Origin of the sequence: Chitinophaga sp., assembly GCF_036569185.1 — a bacterium.
GTDB lineage: Bacteria > Bacteroidota > Bacteroidia > Chitinophagales > Chitinophagaceae > Chitinophaga.
In genome coordinates this window covers 31,851-53,745 of sequence record NZ_DATCRD010000156.1, presented here as the reverse complement: position 1 = coordinate 53,745, position 21,895 = coordinate 31,851, and the positions used below count along the sequence as shown (strand labels likewise).

Annotated in this window: 20 protein-coding genes and 1 riboswitch; of the genes, 14 read left to right on the top strand and 6 right to left on the bottom strand. The window is 50.4% G+C overall.

The window, feature by feature from the left end; genetic code table 11:
- From VIM72_RS11585 to VIM72_RS11535, 11 genes are all read left to right on the top strand, one after another.
- Positions 1–792, top strand: a 792-nt coding sequence (locus VIM72_RS11585; protein ID WP_332002997.1) for a cysteine desulfurase, incomplete at its 5' end; no start/stop codon positions are given.
- 10 nt (positions 793–802) lie between these two features.
- Complete coding sequence (locus VIM72_RS11580; protein WP_325646912.1) at positions 803–1,231, top strand: SufE family protein; 429 nt, start codon at positions 803–805, stop codon at positions 1,229–1,231.
- A complete protein-coding gene (locus VIM72_RS11575; protein WP_332002996.1) occupies positions 1,228–1,539 on the top strand; it encodes a DUF59 domain-containing protein in 312 nt (103 codons plus the stop codon). Before VIM72_RS11580 ends, VIM72_RS11575 begins: the two co-directional genes overlap by 4 nt.
- A 114-nt stretch (positions 1,540–1,653) precedes the next feature.
- On the top strand, positions 1,654–2,967 hold the full coding sequence (locus VIM72_RS11570; RefSeq protein WP_332002995.1) for an SWIM zinc finger family protein: 1,314 nt from the start codon (positions 1,654–1,656) through the stop codon (positions 2,965–2,967).
- Complete coding sequence (locus tag VIM72_RS11565) at positions 2,967–4,421, top strand: DUF5691 domain-containing protein (protein ID WP_332002994.1); 1,455 nt, start codon at positions 2,967–2,969, stop codon at positions 4,419–4,421. Before VIM72_RS11570 ends, VIM72_RS11565 begins: the two co-directional genes overlap by 1 nt.
- A 24-nt stretch (positions 4,422–4,445) precedes the next feature.
- On the top strand, positions 4,446–5,525 hold the full coding sequence (locus tag VIM72_RS11560) for an AAA family ATPase (protein WP_332002993.1): 1,080 nt from the start codon (positions 4,446–4,448) through the stop codon (positions 5,523–5,525).
- 359 nt (positions 5,526–5,884) lie between these two features.
- A complete protein-coding gene (locus VIM72_RS11555; RefSeq protein WP_332002992.1) occupies positions 5,885–8,509 on the top strand; it encodes a DUF5682 family protein in 2,625 nt (874 codons plus the stop codon).
- A complete protein-coding gene (locus VIM72_RS11550) occupies positions 8,499–9,638 on the top strand; it encodes a VWA domain-containing protein (RefSeq protein ID WP_332002991.1) in 1,140 nt (379 codons plus the stop codon). The genes VIM72_RS11555 and VIM72_RS11550 overlap by 11 nt, the downstream gene beginning before the upstream one ends.
- A gap of 20 nt (positions 9,639–9,658) precedes the next feature.
- The gene (locus VIM72_RS11545) at positions 9,659–12,286 is read left to right on the top strand and encodes a DUF4132 domain-containing protein (protein WP_332002990.1); all 2,628 of its coding nucleotides are present in this window, start codon (positions 9,659–9,661) and stop codon (positions 12,284–12,286) included.
- A 4-nt stretch (positions 12,287–12,290) separates the two neighbouring features.
- Positions 12,291–12,419 carry a hypothetical protein gene (locus tag VIM72_RS11540; RefSeq protein WP_332002989.1) on the top strand — a complete coding sequence of 43 codons (129 nt, stop codon included), beginning with the start codon at positions 12,291–12,293 and terminating at the stop codon, positions 12,417–12,419.
- A 58-nt stretch (positions 12,420–12,477) separates the two neighbouring features.
- Positions 12,478–14,070, top strand: a complete 1,593-nt coding sequence (locus VIM72_RS11535; protein WP_332002988.1) for a beta-N-acetylhexosaminidase — start codon at positions 12,478–12,480, stop codon at positions 14,068–14,070.
- Between the two features lie 41 nt (positions 14,071–14,111).
- Here VIM72_RS11535 and VIM72_RS11530 read toward each other — a convergent pair whose 3' ends face one another.
- Together VIM72_RS11530 and VIM72_RS11525 are read right to left on the bottom strand one after the other, a co-directional pair.
- On the bottom strand, positions 14,112–14,732 hold the full coding sequence (locus tag VIM72_RS11530; RefSeq protein ID WP_332002987.1) for a hypothetical protein: 621 nt from the start codon (positions 14,730–14,732) through the stop codon (positions 14,112–14,114).
- Positions 14,733–14,784: 52 nt separating this feature from the next.
- A complete protein-coding gene (locus VIM72_RS11525) occupies positions 14,785–14,964 on the bottom strand; it encodes a hypothetical protein (RefSeq protein WP_332002986.1) in 180 nt (59 codons plus the stop codon).
- 262 nt (positions 14,965–15,226) lie between these two features.
- Between VIM72_RS11525 and VIM72_RS11520 the strand changes: the two genes are divergently transcribed.
- Positions 15,227–15,469, top strand: coding sequence for a hypothetical protein (locus tag VIM72_RS11520; RefSeq protein ID WP_332002985.1), 243 nt, complete (start codon positions 15,227–15,229; stop codon positions 15,467–15,469).
- 29 nt (positions 15,470–15,498) lie between these two features.
- Here VIM72_RS11520 and VIM72_RS11515 read toward each other — a convergent pair whose 3' ends face one another.
- Both VIM72_RS11515 and VIM72_RS11510 read right to left on the bottom strand, forming a co-directional pair.
- On the bottom strand, positions 15,499–16,362 hold the full coding sequence (locus VIM72_RS11515; RefSeq protein ID WP_332002984.1) for a pirin family protein: 864 nt from the start codon (positions 16,360–16,362) through the stop codon (positions 15,499–15,501).
- Between the two features lie 9 nt (positions 16,363–16,371).
- Positions 16,372–17,661, bottom strand: a complete 1,290-nt coding sequence (locus VIM72_RS11510) for a hemolysin family protein (protein WP_332002983.1) — start codon at positions 17,659–17,661, stop codon at positions 16,372–16,374.
- Positions 17,662–17,872: 211 nt separating this feature from the next.
- On the opposite strand from VIM72_RS11510, the gene VIM72_RS11505 reads away from it, so the two are divergent.
- Positions 17,873–18,850, top strand: coding sequence for a sulfite exporter TauE/SafE family protein (locus VIM72_RS11505; protein WP_332002982.1), 978 nt, complete (start codon positions 17,873–17,875; stop codon positions 18,848–18,850).
- Between the two features lie 9 nt (positions 18,851–18,859).
- Here VIM72_RS11505 and VIM72_RS11500 read toward each other — a convergent pair whose 3' ends face one another.
- Positions 18,860–19,186 carry a NirD/YgiW/YdeI family stress tolerance protein gene (locus tag VIM72_RS11500; protein WP_332002981.1) on the bottom strand — a complete coding sequence of 109 codons (327 nt, stop codon included), beginning with the start codon at positions 19,184–19,186 and terminating at the stop codon, positions 18,860–18,862.
- Between the two features lie 126 nt (positions 19,187–19,312).
- Between VIM72_RS11500 and VIM72_RS11495 the strand changes: the two genes are divergently transcribed.
- A complete protein-coding gene (locus tag VIM72_RS11495) occupies positions 19,313–20,497 on the top strand; it encodes a dicarboxylate/amino acid:cation symporter (RefSeq protein ID WP_332002980.1) in 1,185 nt (394 codons plus the stop codon).
- On the opposite strand, the gene VIM72_RS11490 is transcribed toward VIM72_RS11495, so the two are convergent.
- A complete protein-coding gene (locus VIM72_RS11490) occupies positions 20,466–21,626 on the bottom strand; it encodes a PLP-dependent aspartate aminotransferase family protein (RefSeq protein WP_332002979.1) in 1,161 nt (386 codons plus the stop codon). The genes VIM72_RS11495 and VIM72_RS11490 overlap by 32 nt on opposite strands.
- Before the next feature lie 152 nt (positions 21,627–21,778).
- Positions 21,779–21,892: riboswitch (SAM riboswitch) on the bottom strand.
- Between the last annotated feature and the right edge of the window lie 3 nt (positions 21,893–21,895).

Sequence of the window (21,895 nt, the reverse complement as noted above, 5' to 3'; positions counted from 1 at the left end):
ATTCCTATCAATGAACGCGGCGAGCTCCTCATGGATGCTTACAAAACCATGCTGGACGACACCGTGAAAATAGTAGCCGTTACCTACGTTTCCAACACCATGGGAACCATTAACCCGGTACAGGACATTATAACGCTGGCGCATGCACGCAATATACCGGTACTGCTCGATGCTGCACAGGCTATCCAGCATATCAGTATTGATGTACAGGCGCTGGATGTGGATTTCCTGGCCTTCTCCGGCCATAAGATCTATGGACCTACCGGCACCGGCGTGCTCTATGGTAAAAAGGCATGGCTCGATAAACTGCCCCCCTACCAGGGTGGCGGAGACATGATCAAAACCGTTACTTTCGAAAAAACGATCTACAACGAACTGCCGTATAAATTTGAAGCGGGTACCCCCAACATTGCCGGTGGCATTGCACTGGGCACCGCTATCGAATACCTGCAGCAAACCGGTATCTCTAAAATCCAGCAATGGGAAGAAGAGCTGATGGAATATGCCATGCAGGAACTACGCAAGATCGATGGGATCCGCTTTATAGGCGACGCAGCAGAAAGAAGCGGCGCCATCTCCTTCCTGGTGCACAACATCCACCCGTTTGATATGGGTGAACTGCTGGACCAGCAAGGCATCGCCGTAAGAACAGGGCACCACTGCACCGAACCGCTGATGGATATCTTTAAGATCCCCGGCACCGTGCGCGCTTCCCTCTCTTTCTATAATACCAAAGAAGAAATAGACAAACTGGTAGCCGGTATTAAAAGAGCCACTGCCATGCTTTTGTAAACAGGTGAATATGACGATCCAGGAAATACAGGAAGAAATAATATCCGATTTTTCGGTGATGGGCAGCTGGGAAGATAAATACGAATATATCATCCAGCTGGGTAAAGAATTACCGCTCATCTCAGAAGAATATAAAACACCAGATAATCTTATCAAGGGCTGCCAGTCGCGCGTATGGCTGCACACAGAGCTGAAAGACGGGAAACTGTTCTTTACCGGCGACAGCGACGCGGTGATCACCAAAGGCCTGGTAAGCCTGATGATATATGTACTTTCCGGTCATACGCCACAGGAAATTGCTACAGCGGAAATTTATTTTATAGATGCCATCGGCCTGAGCAGCCATCTCTCTCCCACCCGCTCCAACGGGTTGCTGAGCATGCTCAAACAAATGAAGCTGTATGCTATCGCCTACCAGGCTAAAATTAACCAGCAATGAGTGAAGCAACATTAAGAGAACAGATAGAAGCACAGCTCAAAACCGTATTCGACCCGGAAATACCGGTGAACATATGGGAACTTGGACTGGTATATGAAGTAAAGATCAAAGAAAATAACAGGATCGGTATTGATATGACCCTTACCGCTCCGGGTTGCCCTGTAGCCGGTGATATTATCCGGGAGGTAGATGAAAAGATCAGGAATATAGAAGGAGTTTCCGATGTAGATGTGCATCTTACTTTTGATCCGCCCTGGACAAAAGAGATGATGAGCGAAGAAGCCAAACTGGAGCTCGGATTCCTCTGACATAACAATACTTAAATAATAAAACCAGATATCAGATACACTGCGTAGTGTTGTCTGATATTTGGTTTTTTATTTTATGGAATTATTTACTTTGCGCTTTAAATCGTTAATCCATTGAACCTATCCGACGAACAAGTGCTTGCGATGGCGCCAGATGAATCTTCCCGCAAATCCGGAAAGGACCTGGCCAACCCGGCGAAATGGGTAAGTAAAGGCGTCAGCGAATCAGCGTTATGGGGCGAATGCCAGGGCAGCGGCAGCAAACCATACCAGACACAGGTAGATACCGGCAACATGGCATTCAAATGCAGTTGCCCCAGCCGTAAATTTCCCTGTAAACACGGGCTGGGCTTGTTGCTGCTCTATTTCAGGCAACGGGCTTCTTTCACGGAAACAACACCTCCCTCCTGGGTCAGCGAATGGCTCGCCAAACGCGCCGAAAGGGAAGAAAAGAAAAACACCACCGCTACTGCTACGGAGAAGCAGCCGGATACCAACGCGCAGGCCAAACGCCAGCAGGCGCGCATGCAAAAGGTAAGCGATGGCGCCGCAGAACTGCTCCGCTGGATGAAAGATCTCATCCGCAACGGTATTATGGACCTCCCGGAAAAAGATCCCTCCTTCTTCGAAAATATGATCCGCCGCATGGTAGACGCACAGGCCCCGGGGCTGGCCGGCATGATGCGGGAACTGGCAGACATCAGCTACTTCCATGAAGGCTGGCAGTCGGCATTCATGAACCAGCTGGTACGTATCTATCTTGTGATCCAGGGCTACCAGCACCTTTCAGCACTACCTTCTGCTTTACAACAGGACATCCGCACCCTCGCCGGCTTTTCCACCTCGCAGGAAGAACTGAAAGAACAAACCGGTATCACTGATACCTGGCAGGTGCTGGGCAAACAAACCACGGAGGAAGACCGCCTCGTGACAGAGCGCTACTGGTTGCGCGGCGTGCATACCAAACGGCCTGCGCTGATCCTGCAGTTTTATGTACGCGGACAAAGTACCATCAACAATACCCTCACTCCCGGCAGCGCTATTAATGCGGAACTGGTGTTTTACCCGTCCGCCGCCCCGCTCCGCGCGCTCATCAAACAACAGGTAACCGTACCGGCCAATCACTCCTTCAGCGGCTACGCGGGCTGGGAAGAAGTGGTATCCGCACAAACCAGCATCAGTGAAGTACTTCCCGTTTATAACGACCAGGTATATACGATTGCAGATCTTACCCCTGTATGGCATGCGGAACAATGGTGGCTGCAGGACAGCCGGCAGCAACTGATGCCTGTGAAAAAAACCTTCCAGCATATCTGGAAACTGCTGGCGCTGAGTGGTGGAAGCCCCCTGCATATGGCAGTTACAGGAAAAGAAACCCAATACGAGCCCATTGGCGTTTGGCATGAACAGGAATACAAAATATTATAATGGAGCACTGGAATCAACTTATTAATACCGCCCTTCTCGGCACCGCTAAAAAGCCGGCCGGCAACACCGGCATGAGCGGCCCGCTGCTGCAGGCGGCCGATACCATACTGGCGCAAGCCGATACTGATAAAGAAGATAAATTCCTGCAACTGGCAGCAGTGCTGTATAATTACCGGCAAAGCGGTACCCGGCCCATCACCGCCAATGCAACGCCCATGAAGGTTTGCCCGCCTGAAACAAAAGCTTACTGCAAACCCGCCGCTACCCGCGTATTGCAGCAGGTGCTGGAAACGGAAAGCATTCAGCTGCTGCAATTATGGCTGGAATACTGCGTAAAAGCCAATGTACTGGTGCCACCGGCCCAATTACCCGTGATGCTGGATAAGGGCTGGCGGAATAAATCACTGCGTGCGCTGATTGCCGCCACCGGCGGGCAAAGGGCAGCATGGCTGGGGCATTTTAACCCCGACTGGAACTTTTCCCGCGTGGCAGACACTATTGAAGACAGGTGGCACAACGGCGCCACTGCACAACGCGTGGAGGCCCTGAAAGAACTACGTGCAGCCGATCCCGTTATGGCCCGCACCTGGCTGGAACAATCCTGGCCAAAGGAAAGCGTTACGGTAAAAACAGAACTGCTCTCCGTATTGGAACATCCCGCCGATCCTGCAGATATCCCCTGGCTGGAATCCCTTCTCACGGAAAAAAGCAAACAGGTAAAAGAAACCGCTACCCGCATCCTGAAAAAACTGCCCGGCTCCTCCCTTCATGAAAAATACTGGCAGATCATTGCCGGCGCCATACAGTTGGATAAATTCGGACAGGTGACGGTAGCCCTCCCGGAAATAACCGACGACAGTATCTTCCACAGCGGCATCGAAAAGTTCAGCAACGATAAAACAATTTCGGACGACACGCATGTGCTGTACCAGCTGGTTAGCAGCGTACATCCCTCCCGCTGGGAAGAACATTTCAACCGGGATACAGAAAGGGTCATTGCCCTCTTCCAGCAACAGGAATCGCTGCAACCCTTTGTTCCTGCACTGGTACTGGCCATCGCCTGGTTTGAAGATAAAGAGCGGGCCCTTTCGTTTATGCAGCACAGTGAAACATTTTATGTAGATATCATTCCCTTGCTGCCAGCAGCACAGCAACAGGAGTTCGGTGAAAAATTCTTTGACGAGCACCCGGACACTATTATTGAATATGCCTGCAAACACCAGGAGGAATGGAGCCTTCAGCTGTGTGCACGGATATTCAAATATGCGGCCACACAGCCTTACACGTATAATCAACAGTTCATGAATAACCATATCCGGCTTATCCCTGTTGGTATTGCCGCTACCCTGGACGATATCACACCAGTGGAAGCCTATCATACCGGGTACTGGAATAATATAAAAGTTCACCTGGGCCGGCTGCTGCAGGCAAAAAGCCAGGTACAGTCACTTTAATCCAAACATATTAATCAACATACCATGTCAGACATTTTACGTTACCACGCCGAACAACTATATGCACAGGAACTGGAAGAACTGAAAAAAGAAGATGAAGGCAAGCGCCCGTACAACTGGCTGTTATCGCCTCAATCGGTGGTGACGTACCTCACCGGCGGGAAACTGAAGAACGGTTTTGAAGTGAGCCCTAAATATATTGGCAGCAAACGTCTCATGGAAATAGCCGTGGCCACGCTTGCTACCGACAGGGCGCTGCTGTTGTATGGCTTACCCGGTACAGCAAAAAGCTGGGTGAGCGAGCACCTTGCTGCCGCTATCAGCGGCGATTCCACGCTCATTATACAGGGTACGGCCGGCACCAGTGAAGAAAGCGTGCGGTATGGATGGAACTATGCCCGCCTGCTGGCGGAAGGCCCTTCTCCCAATGCATTGGTGGAAACGCCAGTGATGCGCGCCATGAAGGAAGGCAAAATTGCCCGCATCGAAGAGCTTACCCGTATCGGCGCCGATGTGCAGGATACGCTGATCACCATCCTCTCTGAAAAAACGCTGCCCATCCCCGAGCTGAATACTGAAGTACAGGCCAGTAAAGGGTTCAACCTCATCGCTACCGCCAACAACCGCGATAAAGGAGTCAATGAATTGTCCAGCGCACTGAAACGGCGTTTCAATACCGTTATCCTGCCGGTTCCGGATTCTATGGAAGAAGAAATTGATATTGTAAGAAGACGGGTGGAAAGTTTTGAAAAGACAATGGATCTGCCGGCAGAAAAACCTGCAGTAGAGGAAATCCGCCGCATTGTCACTATCTTCCGTGAGCTTCGTAACGGCGTTACCCTCGATGGTAAAACCAAGCTGAAATCGCCCGGTGGTACCCTCAGCACCGCTGAAGCTATCTCCGTGGTGAATAATGGCCTGGCCCTCGCGGCCTATTTTGGTGATGGTACGCTCAATGCCGCCGACCTCGCCGCCGGTATCATCGGCGCTGTGGTGAAAGATCCCGTACAGGATAAACTGGTTTGGCAGGAGTACCTGGAAACAGTAGTGAAAACAAGAGAGGAATGGAAAGACGTGTACCGCGCCTGCCGTGACCTGGCGTAAGGATGGGATCAAGTCCACCTTTTGTGCAATTGCGAGGTAGGTGCTAAGCGGATCAAGTCCACCTTCTGTGCAGGTGCTAAGTATGAGCTAAGCGGATCAAGTCCACCTTTTGTGCAAATGCCAGGTACCAACTAAGCCGGTCCGCTTTTCCTCCGGCGGCTGTAACAAACATCGCCGGAGCGGCTGATCTGACATGCAAAAGAGCGGGTTAAACGCTTAATGCTTTGCTTTAATAATAATTTTATAACATTATCATAATGTAGATATTACATTAAAGTTGTTCAAAAATTACTTTCAGTATATTTTAGGAAGATGTCAAACAACCGGCATTTCATTCTTATATAAATAATGATCGACGTATGTCTGTACATATATTAGGTATCCGGCACCACGGTCCTGGCTCCGCCAGGAATGTAAAAGCTTTCCTGGAAGAGCTGAAACCGGATATTGTGCTGATTGAAGGCCCACCGGAAGCGGATGCATTGCTGCAATGGGCGGGTCATGAGGAACTGCAACCGCCGGTAGCTATCCTGGCCTACCAGCCGGATAGTCCACAGAAAGCATGCTTCTATCCTTTTGCTGCCTTCTCCCCGGAATGGCAGGCAATGCTATATGCTAAAAACCACCGCATCCACGCACGGTTCATGGATCTCCCGCTGGCGCATGTATTCGCAATGGAGAATGAAGCGGCGGCAAAAAGAGCGGCGAAAAACCAAAAGGAAGATACGCCGACAACTGATTCTCCAGGCGCAGATGAACTGACGCCCCCCGGAGAGTTAAATACCGCGGCTCATACCAGCTCTTTTTCTTCTCCGGACAATTCTAATCAATGGTGCAATTCCACTGCAAATAAATTGACAGGTACGGGCGCAAACGGTGCTACTCCTTTGCAGGATGCTTCTATAGAAAATCTTAACGGTACCCAACATCCGCATAATTCTGCTATAAAAAATATTACCGGTACACACTCAGCAAGCGCTAAAAAAAATAAACCAGGTGACACGCATACTCCCGGTTCCGGCGCCCAACACGATTACGCTACAAATCCACAGCCCCGGCGTAACTCCTCCACCGAAGGATTCACCGCTGCAGAACTGGACCTGGAATTCCTCCCTCCCTCACCACAGGACCCCGTAGCCCACCTGGCCCATGCCGCCGGTTACGACGACGGTGAACGCTGGTGGGAACATATGTTTGAATACCGCCTCGGGCAGGAACAGGTATTTGAAGCCGTACACGATGCCATGCAGGCGCTCCGGGAAGAACTGCCCCGGCGCTACGATCATAAAGAAGCCCTCCGCGAAGCCTGGATGCGCAAGTGCATCCGCCAGGCGGAGAAGGAAATGTTCCAGCGCATTGCCGTAATATGCGGCGCCTGGCATGCGCCGGCGTTGCAAACTATGCCCAGACAAAAAGACGATAACGAATTGCTGAAAGGGCTCCCGAAAACAAAAGTGGAGTGCACCTGGATCCCATGGACGTATAGCCGCCTCAGTTATGAAAGCGGCTACGGCGCCGGCATTCCATCGCCGGGATGGTATGAGCATATCTGGGAGCATCCGTCGGATGACGGTACCCGCTGGATGGCGCTGGTAGCTAAACTCTTCCGGGAACAGCAACAGGATACCTCTGTGGCGCATGTAATGGAAGCGGTACGGCTCGCCAATGCGCTTGCTTCCCTCCGTCATTATCCGCGGCCGGGACTGGAGGAACTTAACGAGGCTACGCTCAGCGTGCTTTGCAACGGTGAAAGTATTCTCATGCAGCTGATCCGCGACGAGCTGATTGTACGCAACCGCATCGGAAAAGTACCTGCGGGGGTGCCCGCACCACCGCTGCAATCGGATATTACCCGGCAGCAGAAAAAACTGCGGCTGCCTCAAACAGCCGATTATAAAGATTATATTCTCGACCTCCGGAAAGATACGGACCTGGAGAGAAGCATTTTCCTTCACCGCCTGCAGTTGCTGGAAATATACTGGGGGAAGCGCTATGAAGTATCCGGTAAAGGCACCTTTAAAGAACAATGGCGCCTGCAATGGGACCCCGCCTTTTCTATTGATATCATTGAAAAAGGCAGCTGGGGCAACACGGTAGCGGAAGCTGCTACCAATTTTGTAACCAGCGCCGCAAATAACGCCGGCACCCTGCAGCAGGTATGCAAAATGCTGGAATCGGCCATCCCGGCGGAATTGCCCGCCGTTGTGGAAGTGCTGATCCATCGCATCAGTAACCTGGCAGCAGCATCCGGCGATGTGCTCCAGCTGATGGAAGTGATTCCTTCCCTGGTGAACATCAGCAGGTATGGCAACGTACGTAAAACAGATGCGGCACTGGTCAATAGTATCACCGAAAGCATGATAAGCCGTATCTGTATCAGCTTACCGGCTGCGTGCACGGCCGTGGCCGATGATGCCGCCCTCCCGTTGCTGGACCTCTTCTTCGCCATGAACGACGCCATCAACCTGGTACAGCACCATGCGCTTACCGCTTCCTGGCAGGAAACACTGACGGCAATCTCCGGCAACCCTCAATCCGCTCCGATGATTGCCGGCTATGCCTCCCGTCTGCTCTTCGACAGCAAAATAATGACCGGGGACACATTGGTAAAAGCATTCAGTGTAGCCATGTCCGTAGCCAACCCGCCGGCACTGGCGGCCGCCTGGCTGGAAGGATTCCTCAAAGGCAGCGGTACCCTCCTGCTGCTTGATGAAGAACTGTGGAATATGGTGCATAATTGGGTTTCCCAACTGGAAAATGATATTTTCATACAGGTATTGCCGTTATTACGCCGCACCTTTTCTAACTTTACTGCCCCGGAACGAAAAAAACTGGGCGACAAAGTGAAGCACGGTGGGAATGGAACCAGCATAAAAGCAGCTGCCACAGGAGATACTGACCATGAGCGGGGCGCCCGCGGTGTCCCTGTAGTGATGCAGATGCTGGGATTTAAAGACGCTAAACTATTACCGGATGGAGCATGATGAACAGGTTCGCAGGTGGCGGCTCGTACTGGGAGGAGCCCAGAACGACGGTACCTCCTTTTCGTTGAATAAAACGGACCTGCAACTGGATAAAACCTTGGAAGCCCTGTACGACAGCACCAGGCAGGGAGGGCTGGGACCATCCTCCCCGAACGTAAGCCGCTGGCTGGGAGATATCAGAAGTTACTTTCCTGCCTCTGTAGTGCAGGTGATGCAACAGGACGCCCTCAAACGCCTGAACCTCACACAGATGCTCTTTGAAAAAGAGATGCTGGAAAACGTGGAACCCGATGTGCATATGGTAGCCACTCTCATGACATTGAGCCGGGTGATCCCGGAACAAACCAAAGACACTGCCCGCCAGGTAGTAAAAAAAGTAGTGGATGAACTGATGAGAAAACTCGCGCAGCCTACACAACAAGCCATCACCGGCAGCCTGAACCGCAGCGCGCGCAACCGCCGCCCCAGGCGCAACGAGGTGAACTGGCCGCTTACTATTCAGAAAAACCTGCAGCATTATCAACCTGATTATAAAACCATCATCCCGGAAACCCTGATCGGGTATGGCCGTAAACGGTCGGCGCTCAAAGAAGTGGTATTATGCCTGGATCAAAGTGGCTCTATGGGTACCTCTGTCGTTTATTCTGGTATCTTTGGTGCGGTAATGGCTTCCATCCCGGCGCTGAAAACACAGATGGTAGTGTTTGATACCGCCGTGGCAGACCTTACGGAAGAATTGCAGGACCCCGTGGAACTGCTTTTCGGTGTGCAGCTGGGGGGCGGAACTGATATCCATGCTGCATTGAAATACTGTACACAAATCATTACCCGGCCAACAGATACAGTGCTTGTACTGATCACTGATCTTTTTGAAGGGGGAGATGAAAAAAATATGAGGAAACGCTTTACTGAGCTTGCGGCATCGGGCGTACAGGTAATTGTACTGCTGGCGCTGAATGATGAAGGCGCCCCCAGCTACGATCACGAAAACGCACAGTTCCTGGCAAACCTGGGAATACCTGTATTTGCCTGCTCTCCGGATAAGTTCCCGGAAATGATGGCCTGCGCATTGAGTAAACAGGATGTTGCACAATGGGCCGCAAAAGAAGATATTGTGTTGAAAAAATAAACTGAATCTATCTATACCTTATGCCACACAAAAAGGAAACTATACTATCGCTTGTTGAAAAACTGGAACAACTGAACGACTATGAAAACATCGCAGGCGCTATACAGTCCGGAGTAGATTTCCTTACAGGGCATACCTATGAAACACCGGTATTTAACACCGCTGAAACCGCCCGGCAAATGGGGCATTTCATTCCCCTGCTGCAAATTCCTGAGCTCTGGGACGATAACGACCGGCTGATATTAAAGCTGATCGCGGCGCCGCTTGTATGGAACGAATGCAGGGAAACCTTCCTGTCGGCCATCCTTCCCATGATGGATAAGCCCGGCACCTCTTCTTCTATTGTGCTCCGGTTCAGCTATTTTACCAGCTATCTCCAGCAACGGGGCTGCACACCGGAAGAAATAGGCACCCTTATGATCAGCCATTCCAGGGATGGCAACAACTTCGACCTGTCGCCGCTAAAGTTTACGCCTGTACGTAAATTCCTGCAGGACCTGATCAAAAGCGCCGAACGGCCCGTAGTAGACGCCTATGTAAACACCTGGCGTAAAAAAGGATGGAACTCGCTTTTCTTCCGGTTACTTGTAAAAGGGCACCCGGAGCGGGAAATGGAGTACCTGGAAAATATATTGCTGCTGCCGGGATACATCCCCGATCAGCAAGCGGTTTCCCGTGTATTATTACAAAACAATATCGATAAATATGAACCGCTGGTAGAGAAAACCACCACACAGCTGGCCGCATTGCCCGATTACGCGGCAGCGCTCAGCGGTTATTCCCTTCTCGCCGGTCATCTCCCGGAAAAATATAATCAACGGCTGCTGAAAGCAGCCTACGATTTCCTGGCCTGGCCGGATGCCCGTACACTTGCACCGGAATCCGCCAGCTCACAGGTAACCGGCAACATACCTCCCGGCAACCTTCCCCCAGGCGTGCTGGCGGTACGCAGTGTGCTGCATCTGGATCGCCCCGCGGCGGTTCCTTATCTTGGCAACCTGCTTGCGCAAAAACGCTACCTCCACCCGGAAGCCTTCCAGGTACTGGCAGATGAGCTAAACGGGCAGGCGGCGCCCATGCTGCTGCTGGCGCTGGAAAATGATTACGATGCCAGAATGGTGCTTCCGGTACTTTCCCGGCTGGATAAAGCACTGTACATCGATCAGCTCTGGCCTTACACCCTGCATAAACTCAAATCAGTTCGTACGCTCGTTGCCGTTATCCTGGCGGAACATCCCCAGGCATTGGAAAAGGCAGCGGAACTGCTGGGGCATAAAAAAGCAGATCAGCGCCTGACCGCCGTACAGATCCTCTGCAAACTGGACGACGCACACGCCCGCGAACTGCTGCAACACGCGCTCCACAAGGAAGTAAATGACGACGCCCGCGACCTGATGCTGGAAACGCTGGGAGGCCATACCCTCACAGATACCGACGACCTGGTACTGGTAACCAAACTGGTCACATTTGCGAAGAAAAGGCATAAGCTCTCCAAACCAGCGGAGAAATGGCTGGACGACAAAGCCCTGCCTCCGCTCTACCTGCTGGATGGTACTGTGCTCACCACTGATATGATGCGCTTTCTCATTTACCGCATGTCGCGCGTAACTGAAGTGCGCCCCGATGTGGAAGCCATTCCCCTCCTGCGCCTGATCGACCGTTCGCGCAGCGGCGATTTTGCGCGGGCCCTCTATAAGGCGTATGCCGACCAGGGCGGAGATCTGAAGTTGAAATACCTCATGACCCTCACCGCCTTACTGGGAGATGATGAACTGGCGGAAACATTACGTGAAGATATACAGCTGTGGATCACCACAAAACGCCTGAAAATGGCGGAACACGGTGTTGGCGCACTGGCCCTTCATGGCAGCAATAAAGCGCTCCGGGAAGTGGAATTCTTCTCGCGCAGGTACCGCTTCCGCAAAGCGGTAGTTGGCGCAGCCGCCCTGAAAGCGCTGGAACAAACGGCAGCAGAAAGAGGCGTTACCCTGCACGAACTGATAGACTCGCTGGTGCCGGAATTCGGCTTCAACGGACTGTACAGGTTCTTTGAAGTAAGGGGCGAAGCTTACCGCGCATTCCTGGATAACAATTTTAAACCCGCCTATCTCAATGATAAGGGCCGTCGCCTGAAAGCCATCCCCGTGGCCACACCCCGGGAAACCAGGAATGCTTTCAAGGCACTTTCCAAGGAAATGGCCGATACCATCAGGCTGCAAACACAGCGACTGGAGCAGTTCCTGGAAGAACAACGGAAATGGAGCCCTTCAAAGTGGCAAACAGTATTCCGTCAAAACCCCGTGATGTCTGTTTTTGCCCGCCGCCTGGCATGGGCGCTGTTCAATGAAGCAGATCAGCTGATCACCGCTTTTTATTGCGACGGGCATACCACACCTAAAACGCTGACAGACGATACACTTAGCTTCCCGGAAAACGCGGGTATCAGGCTCCTGCACCCGGCTCACCTGGATACCGCCACCCTGCAGCAATGGAAGAATAAATTCACCGGACTGCGTATAGTACCGGTTTTCCCGCAACTGGAGAGGCCCATTACCCTGTCGCAGAATTATGCCGACGTGGAATACGATTATGGCGATGCTTCCATGGAAAACGGCTTGCCAAGCGGGTTTATGGAACAGGATACCTGATGTTGTGCATACCTGTAACCGGCTGTTCCTCCTTTGGGAGCAACAAAGCTATGATGTGGCAGGTACCCGTACCGGCAGAACAGCAGCGGCAGCACCCTGGGCGCGCCGGCCAGGCACAACGCAATTCTTTTAAATCACAGGATTTTATTGTACTTTTTCAGCTTAACCAAGTGAACAATAAAATCCTACGTATGCTAAAACTACGCTCCACACTGGCATTTGCCTGCCTGCTGTTGTTATCGGTAAGCGCCATGCCCCTGCAGGCGATCAATATTATTCCACAGCCGTTGGAAGTAAAAACATTAACCGGCACATTCTCCTTATCCGGCGCCACTGTTATCATTCCGGGCAGGTGCACCGGCGAGGCCGGCCAGCTGCAACAGGCGCTGCAGGAAACATATGGCCTTGCCCTCGCGCTGAAACCCGCCGCGAAAAACAATTACATCCGCTTTTCTCTCAGTGAAAAACTGGAAAAAGAACTGGGAAAAGAAGGTTACCTCCTGCAGGTATCTCCCGAAAATATTACCATTACAGCAGCCACCACTACCGGGGTATTTTACGGGATCCAGTCCTTACGCCAGCTCATTACTGCCAACGGGAACGAATATACGATTGGCGCCGTATCCATTAAGGATAAGCCCCGCTTCGGCTGGAGGGCATTCATGCTGGATGAGGGCCGTTATTTTAAAGGAGGCGAAACCGTAAAACACCTGCTGGATGAAATGGCGCTGCTGAAAATGAATATATTTCACTGGCACCTGACCGACGACCAGGGCTGGCGCATCGAAATCAGGAAATATCCCCTGCTTACTACCATTGGCAGTAAACGCGACTCCACCCAATCCGGTACCTGGAACAGCAAAGTATATGATGGCAAACCGCATGAAGGTTTTTATACGCAGGAACAGATCAGAGAGATTATTAAATATGCGGCCGACAGGCACATTACCATTGTTCCTGAAATAGAGATGCCGGGCCACTCCAGCGCCGCCATTGCCGCCTATCCCTGGCTGGGCACCACGCACACGCCTATCAAAGTACCGGGCAAGTTCGGGGTGCATTATGATGTGTTCAATGTATCCGATCCCAAAGTGATCGCTTTCCTGGAAGATGTACTGCAGGAGGTAATAGCGTTGTTCCCTTCCAAAGTGATCCATATCGGGGGCGACGAAGTAAAATACGATCAGTGGAAAGCGGACGCCGGTGTAAACGCCTATATGAAAGCGCATAAACTGGGCTCTCCTGCGGATCTGCAGATCGCCTTCACCAACAATATCTCCAACTTCCTGGCGGGTAAACACCGCCGTATGGCCGGCTGGAATGAGATCATGGGCAGCAAACTGCATGAGTTTACCGACAGTAAAGATGTTTCGGCCACAGAAAAACTCGCGGCAGGCACTATTGTACAGTTCTGGAAAGGAGAGCTGAAACTGATCACGGATGCGGTATCCAAAGGATATGATGTGATCAACTCCTATCACGCTATGACTTACCTGGACTACAGCTACAAAGACATATCACTGGAAAAAGCCTATAGCTTTGACCCGATCCCTGAGGGTCTTGCCCCGGAATATCACGCGAAAATACTGGGCAGCGGCTGCCAGATGTGGGGCGAATGGATCCCCGATGTAAAAACGATGAACCACCAGGTGTTTCCTCGTCTCGCCGCTTATGCAGAAGACGGCTGGACCCTCCCTGCCAATAAAAACTTTACGCAGTTCACCAATGCTCTCCAGTACTTCTATAACCGCTGGGATAAAGAAGGCATCGGGTACAACAAATAATGATAGCGGCTATTGCAGCAGCTGATCTGCTGCAATAGCTGTTATTTCGCAGGAACCAGTTTCAGGGTATCTCCCATTTTCTGTAACCGGTAACTGACGCTTCCTTTATCCGCTGTTGTTAATACACCCGGCTCTCCCTTATCAGACAAAGGAAACATGCGTATCAGTGCTTTTCCTTTAATAAAAAAGCTGTCCCTTCCCTGGTAAGCCCCATGCTGCATTGTATCCAATGAAAAGGTATTTATAACTACAGGTTTTGAACTAAGATCATACGCATAGATCTTACCAAACTGACCAGTACCTTCGGATACCGTTTGTAAATACAGTTCGGGCCTGCCATTACCATCAAGATCTCCCACCATCAGGTTTTTCAGTTCTCCCTTGATATCCTTTTCAATGGTGCTGTCGGCTTTGGACGAATCTTTTTTACTCCCTATGGCCAGCATCAGGTCGCGCATGCTGCTGTTGCCGGTGGCAATAGCGGAAATTCGGTAATCGCCATAGGTAGTATCCAGTTTGGTGCTTTCTGTTTTTTCCTCTGGTATTCCCTGCACAGGCGCATTGGCAGAATCTTTCGCCGCCCTTTCCTCCTTGCTTTGCATGGGACTGTTACAGGCGCTGAGAACAATTATCAGTGCTGCGCTGAAAAATGTACGATCCATGGTTCCGTTTATTTAAGCAGCTCCGGCATTAAGTGGCCGGAGCTGAGGGTCATTAATGTTTTTTATGCTTGCCTGCTTTGGTATCTTTGCTGTTGTGCGTGGTATCGCTGCCTTTATCATCCTGTTCTTCATTCTTCCTGCTGTCGAGGTTGTCCCTGATTTCAGGCCGTGGCATATTGGAAAATGATTGCTGTTTACTTTGCCGGGTGTTTTCATTTCTGGTGCCTTTCATAAGATAAAATTTTGGTGAACAATATGTCAGGGGCCACAAAAGCAGTGCCTCACTCCTTCCGGCCAACTGTGGGCAGGCGGCGGAAAATAACGTGTCTGCCGTTCCACTTTTTGGCGTGCATTATCCACAATAACAAGGGAGCAGATAAAGACTGGCGGGGGATAACTGAAATAATGTCAATCGCTTATGCCAGGGAATGCCCGGCCGTATAAACAGCGCATGATATCTGCTGCTTATCTTCTGAACATAAAACTTATTTTTTATGAAAAACCTAGCAGCTAGCATCGGGCTCATGGGCCTTTTTACCCTTCTTTTTTTCTTCAGGGGCAACCCGGACAAGGTACAGGCAGCGCCGGTAAAGACCACACAGATTGACCAGATTGAATTATTTGCACAGGACACATTTCCTCCAAAGCCAATGGATACTGTAATGAAACATAAGAAGAAAAAAGACAGGAAAGGGGATACATCCTGGCCACACAAGAGAGACACCTTATTCAGGTAAATTTAACGGAGGGGCATTACCCCTCCTTTTTATTGTTCCAGCGTACCAAATAAACCGTTTTTATAATCCTGTATGGCCTGCTGTATTTCCTGGTCAGTATTCATTACAAAATTATCTTTTGCCGCCACCGGTTCGTTGATAGGCTCCGCACAAAGATATAAGAGGCGGGTATTTTCAAGGGCCGTGATATGAATATCCTGCTGCTCATCTTCTTTATCAAACACCACCAGGTGATAACCGGCAACTTCTGTTCCATTCACTTTTATTTTTCCATCCACTACATACAGCAGCGTCCAGTATCCACGTGTAGCCGTAAGCGTTACTTCCCTGTTTGTTTCCACCTGGCCCCAGATCGCAGTAATGGGAGTAAAATTTTTCAGCGGCCCGGTTTTGTTCTCATAGTCGCCACCAATAAGGGATAGGTGCACGCCCTCTTTCCCTGCCACCGGGGGCATTTCTGAGCCTTTGACATACTGGTACCAGGGGGCTTCTCCTTTATGTGCTGCCGGTACATTAAACCAGAGCTGCAATAATTCATAGTTACCCCCTTCTTTCAGAAATTCCTCCGAAGGGCCTTCGCTGTGGAGGATCCCTTTCCCGGCAAACATCCACTGTACATCGCCGGCGCTAACGGTCATGGCGTTACCGGCATTATCGCGGTGATAACCCTGCCCCTGCAACATAAAGGTAACCGGCGCAAACCCGCGGTGCGGGTGTGGATGCAGCCTGTCTTCCGGCGATCCGGGCGCAAAATATTTTGGCGGCATATGATGCACCACAATAAACGGGCTGGCAAAACGGAACTGCACAGTAGGCAACGACTGCCGCACCACTTCTGTTTCAGTGATATGTTTTTCACGTCCTTCCAGCACGTGCAAAATCTTCTTCTCCATAAAAACTATTTATCGGATCAGTCTTAACCTGGCTTTTTCCACGGAACTGCGGAACATTTTCAGGATCAGCACTTCATAATCTTCAATCATGATCACCTCTCCTTCCCTGGGAATGTTGCCGTGGATATAATTAATTAAACCGGAAAGGGTTTCATAATGTTCGCTCTCCGGCAGCGGGTGAGGTAATAATTCATTGATATCTGCAATGTATTCGTGTGCATTCACAATAAAATTATCGTCTTTCTGCTCCACGATCGGGGCTTCATGGTCGTGCTCATCCTGGATATCTCCCACCAGTTCTTCCAGGATATCTTCCATGGTAACAATGCCTTCGGTATCGCCAAATTCGTTGGTCACCACCGCCATTTGCAGGCGTTGGCCCTGGAAGGTACGCAGCAGGTCTTTTATTTTCATGCTGTCCGGCACATAAAATACCGGTTTCATGATATCGGTAATACTATGCAGCGTTTTTTCATGCATCCCCTTTACCACGTCTTTGGTATATACCACTCCTTTCAGCTCGTCGAGCGAGCCACTGGATACGGGATAGCGGGAATAGCCGTCTTTGATCACCTGGTCTATCAGCTGTTCCAGGGGGAGATTGATATCGAGCGATGAAATATCCTTACGATGGGTAAGGATTTCCCTTACACGGCTGTCGTCGAACATAAACACGTTCTGGATCAGCTCCCGTTCGGTTTCTTCGATAGCGCCGCCTTCCTGGCTTTCAGAAATGATCAGTTTCAGTTCTTCTTCCGAGTGAATTTCTGATTCCCCGGCGGGTGTGATCCCGATAAGGCGAAGGATGCTGTTGGCCAGGCCGTTAAGCAACCATATAAAAGGACGGAAAATGACGAACAGGATGCGCAGCGGGATAGCCACCACCAGCGTGGTAGGCAGGGGTTTGCGGATGGCCATTGATTTTGGCGCCAGTTCCCCGAAAACGATGTGCAATATGGTGATAATGGTGAAGGCAATGGCTACGGCAATGACATGGGTAGCGGCCAGTGAAATGGAAATACCCAGGCGTTCCATGACCTGTAAAACGATAGACGTCATAACGGATTCGCCCACCCAGCCCAGGCCCAGTGAAGCCAGCGTAATACCCAGCTGCGTGGCTGCCAGGTAGCCATCCAGGTTGCTTAGGATGCTTTTAGCTGCGCCGGTGGCTCTTTTGCTGGCAGCGCCGCCTTTACTGTTTATCTGGGAAGAACGTACTTTAACAATGGCAAATTCTGCCGCAACAAAAAATCCGTTTAATAGCACTAATATGATTGTCCAGAAGAGTTGCCAAAGCATGTAGTTGGTAAATTGGTTCGCAACCCCAAATATAGGTAAATCAATTTTTATACGTCCGGGTATTTTGAGGAATTACAAATTATGAATTAGAATTTAGGGAGATATAAAGCAGATTTACCCCTCTCTCCCCCGCAATTTTTTCCAAGCAGTCTACTAATTTCATAGAGTTTATGTATTTTGTGGGGAATTAAGGCTGGCACATTATAATAAAATGGAGAAAGAACTTACTACCCTTGCTGCATCTGCAGCTACGACCACAGGCGGATCCAATGCAGTAACACCGCCGGTAAACGGCAATGCACCGGAAAGCGCCAATTTTAGAAAACAGCGCTGGATTTATGGTATAGCGGGCATCCTACTACTGGGAATTATCCTGGGCGTAGCATGGTGGCAGTCGCCCGATTTCCGCACCTATGTGGAAGACGTACCTCCTACTTTCTATTATTTCCTCGTGGCGGGTTTTATTTTTGCTATGATAGATGGCGCCATTGGCATGTCTTACGGCATTACCTCCACCACCTTTTCCCTGTCGATGGGCATTCCGCCTGCTTCTGCAAGCACGGCGGTACATATTTCCGAAATCCTCAGCTGCGGCATTGCCGGCTGGATGCATATGCGGATGGGCAATGTGAATAAAAAACTATTCAGGATGCTGATATTACCCGGCATTGCCGGGGCAATGATAGGCGCATACCTGTTGTCATCGCTGGAACATTATGCGCAATACACCAAACCGGTGGTATCGCTTTACACCCTGATCCTGGGCACCGTGATCCTGATGCGCGCTATTAATGTACAGCGTAAGAAACATGTAGATAAAAAAATCAAGAGAATTGGCCTGCTGGGCTTTGGGGGCGGTTTTATCGACGCCATCGGCGGCGGCGGCTGGGGCTCTATCGTACTTTCGTCCCTCATTGCGGGCGGCAGGCATCCCCGTTTTTCCCTGGGCACGGTAAAGGCTACCCGCTTTTTTATAGCCATGCTCAGTTCACTCACCTTTGTAACCGTACTGTATCATGTACACTGGGATGCAGTACTTGGCCTGGTGATAGGCAGCGCCATCGCTTCGCCTATTGCTGCAAAAGTTTCCAATAAAATTTCTGCTAAAACTATTATGGTGGCAGTGGCAATCATTGTGATCCTGGCTAGTATAAGGAGCATCTTTATGTTTGTGCATAAAATCATATAGCCACGGGCGTTAGTCGTTGCTTACCTGCCGGCTTACCTTTAAGGTAATGGGCTTATTGATCTCGTATTCCACCAGGGCTTTAATGGTGATCTCATCCCGGTCGCTGAAAGGTTTTTCCGGGAGAAATTTCGGGTCAATATCCACCTGGATTTCGGCGGTCCGGTCTTCAAAAAGATAATTGTTACCGCGGAGCTTCTTTGTCACATAACCCGTCACTTTAACAATGGTGCTGTCGTTGTGCAGTTGCCGGGCGTTGCGCATCACCTCTCCGATGGTGTAAGTCCGTTCCTGCAAAGCGAACAGGGGAAGCAACAAACATAGCAGCCAGCTTTTCATGATAAATATATTGGTTTGCTATCACCATAAACAATATTCGTGTCGGATTGTTCACCGGACAGATACATTTGGTTATCTTGTAAATTATAAACTTCAGGCATGGGTTTCCTCAAAACATATAGCAGTATGTTCTGGCTGCTGGCCGGTATTATAGCCGGCAGTATAGCAGGACTTATATCCGGCGAACGTATAGCCGTTATCAAACCATTGGGGGATGTTTTTCTGAACCTCCTTTTTACTGCTATCATACCGTTGGTTTTCTTTGCTATTTCAGATGCTATTGCCAACATTGAAGCGGGGCATAAACTGGGCCGTATCCTTGGCATAATGTCGCTGGTATTCCTGGGCACTGTCCTGGTTTCAGCATTTCTCACCATTGTGGCGGTCTGGATCTTTCCCATTCACCAGCAGGTAATACTTTCAAAGGATGTGAACCTGGAGCAGCCTGGCAACTGGGGCGAGCAGGTGGTGCGGCTCCTTACTGTGAATGAATTTTATGAATTGCTGTCGCGCAAAAATATGTTACCCTTTCTTATTTTTTCCGGGCTGGTTGGTTTTGCCGCTATGCGCACCGGTGAAAAGGGCGTTGTCTTCCGTCAGTTCCTGCGCTCGGGCAACGAGGTGATGAAAGATATCCTGACCCTCATTATGAAAGCAGGCCCTGTTGGCCTGGGCGCTTACTTCGCCTACCAGGTAGGCACCGTAGGCCCGCAACTGTTCGGTACCTACGCGCACTCCCTTGGTATCTACTATGGTTTTGGCATTGTGTATTTTGTTGTTGGCTTCAGCGCGTATGCATTTATTGCCGGTGGTATCTCCGGCATAAAAATTTTCTGGAAACATAATATCGTTCCCACCCTTACAGCAGTTGGCACCGGCAGCAGTATTGCCACTATCCCTGCCAATCTCAAGGCGGTGGAAAAGATGGGCGTTCCGCACGATATTGGCAATGTAGTGGTGCCATTAGGGGCTACTTTGCATAAAGACGGCTCCAGCATTTCTTCTATCATAAAAATGGCTGTGGTATTTGCGATGTTCGGCAGGGGATTCGACAGCGTTGCCGTTATCCTTATGGCGCTGGGCGTTACCGTTATCGCCAGCATCGTGGAAGGCGGTATTCCCAATGGCGGCTACATTGGCGAGCTGCTGGTAATGAGCGTTTATGGGTTCCCGGTAGAAGCGCTCCCCCCGCTCATGATTATAGGCACCCTGGTAGATCCGCTGGCCACCATCCTCAATGCAACAGGCGACAATGTAGCCGCTATGCTTACCACCCGTTTTATGCGAAAGCGGGCGATGGCAGTTTCGTAAACGCCTGCTCCAGGTCGGCCAGCAGGTCGGATGTTTCCTCCAGTCCTACCGACAACCGGATGAGGCTATCGCTTACCCCTGCGGCTTTTCTCTTTTCAACCGGGATGGATTTATGCGTCATAGCCGCCGGGTGGCATAACAGGCTTTTAATGCCGCCAAGACTTTCCGCCAGTTTAAAGTAACGGGTAGCTGTAACAAAGGCGGTTGCCGCTTCCGTAGTATCCTCTTTCAGCGTAAAAGAAATAATACCGCCAAATCCTTTGCTCTGCTGCTTTGCCAGCTCATGACCAGGATGCGATGGCAGGCCCGGGTAAAATACTTTATCTACCGCAGGATGCTTTTCCAGGTATTCCGCGAGCGCCTGTGCATTAACGCCGTGCTGCTTAATACGCAGGTGCAATGTTTCGATACCGCGTATCAGCAGGAAGCTGTCGAACGGTGAAAGTATAGCCCCGCAGGCATTCTGGTAAAATTTGATCTCCTCTCCCAATTGCAGGGTTTTAGACACTACTACACCGGCAATAAGATCGCTGTGCCCTCCCAGGTATTTTGTAGCGCTGTGGATCACCAGGTCGGCGCCCAGTTGCAAAGGCTTTTGCAACACGGGGGTAGCAAAGGTATTGTCTACACAAAACAAACAATTATGCGCTTTTGCAATGCGGCCGATAGCGGCAATATCTGAGATCTTCAGCGTTGGATTGGTGGGCGTTTCCAGCCATATCAGGCGGGTAGCCGGTGTGATGGCATTAAACACCGCCTGTGTATCAGAGGTATCTACATAATTTACTTTAATACCGAACTTCTCATATACTTTGTTGAATAAGCGGAAAGCGCCGCCATAAATATCATCCACTGCTACAATTTCATCGCCTGATCTCAGGAGCTTGATCACGGCATCAATGGCCGCCAGGCCGCTGGCAAAAGCAGATGCGGTGGCGCCACCTTCCAGTTTGGCAATGATCTTTTCCGCCGTTTCACGGGTTGGATTATTGGACCGGGCATAGTCGTATCCCTTATTTACACCAGGCGCTTCCTGAATAAAAGTAGAGGTTTGGTAAATAGGTACAGCAATAGCGCCTGTTTGCGGATCTACGGGAATAGAATGGATCAGTTCAGTGATAGTGCTCATCTTTTGTTTGGTTTTTAGTTTGATGAAAAATTGATTAAACAGGTTCGTTGAATGAGCTTATCAGGAAGGTGGGGGCATAAAAAAACTCACCTGGGAGCCAGATGAGTTTTCTAATTATTTGAAGTAATAATTTACGGTAAAACTATTGATCTGACTTATCTTTCCCGGTATATAAACCAGGATGGATGCAGCACCTTTCACTGTTTGCACAGTGATGGTTGCTAAGGTATCGTCGGGCCATGTCCCTCCTCCTTTCTTGATAAGCTATT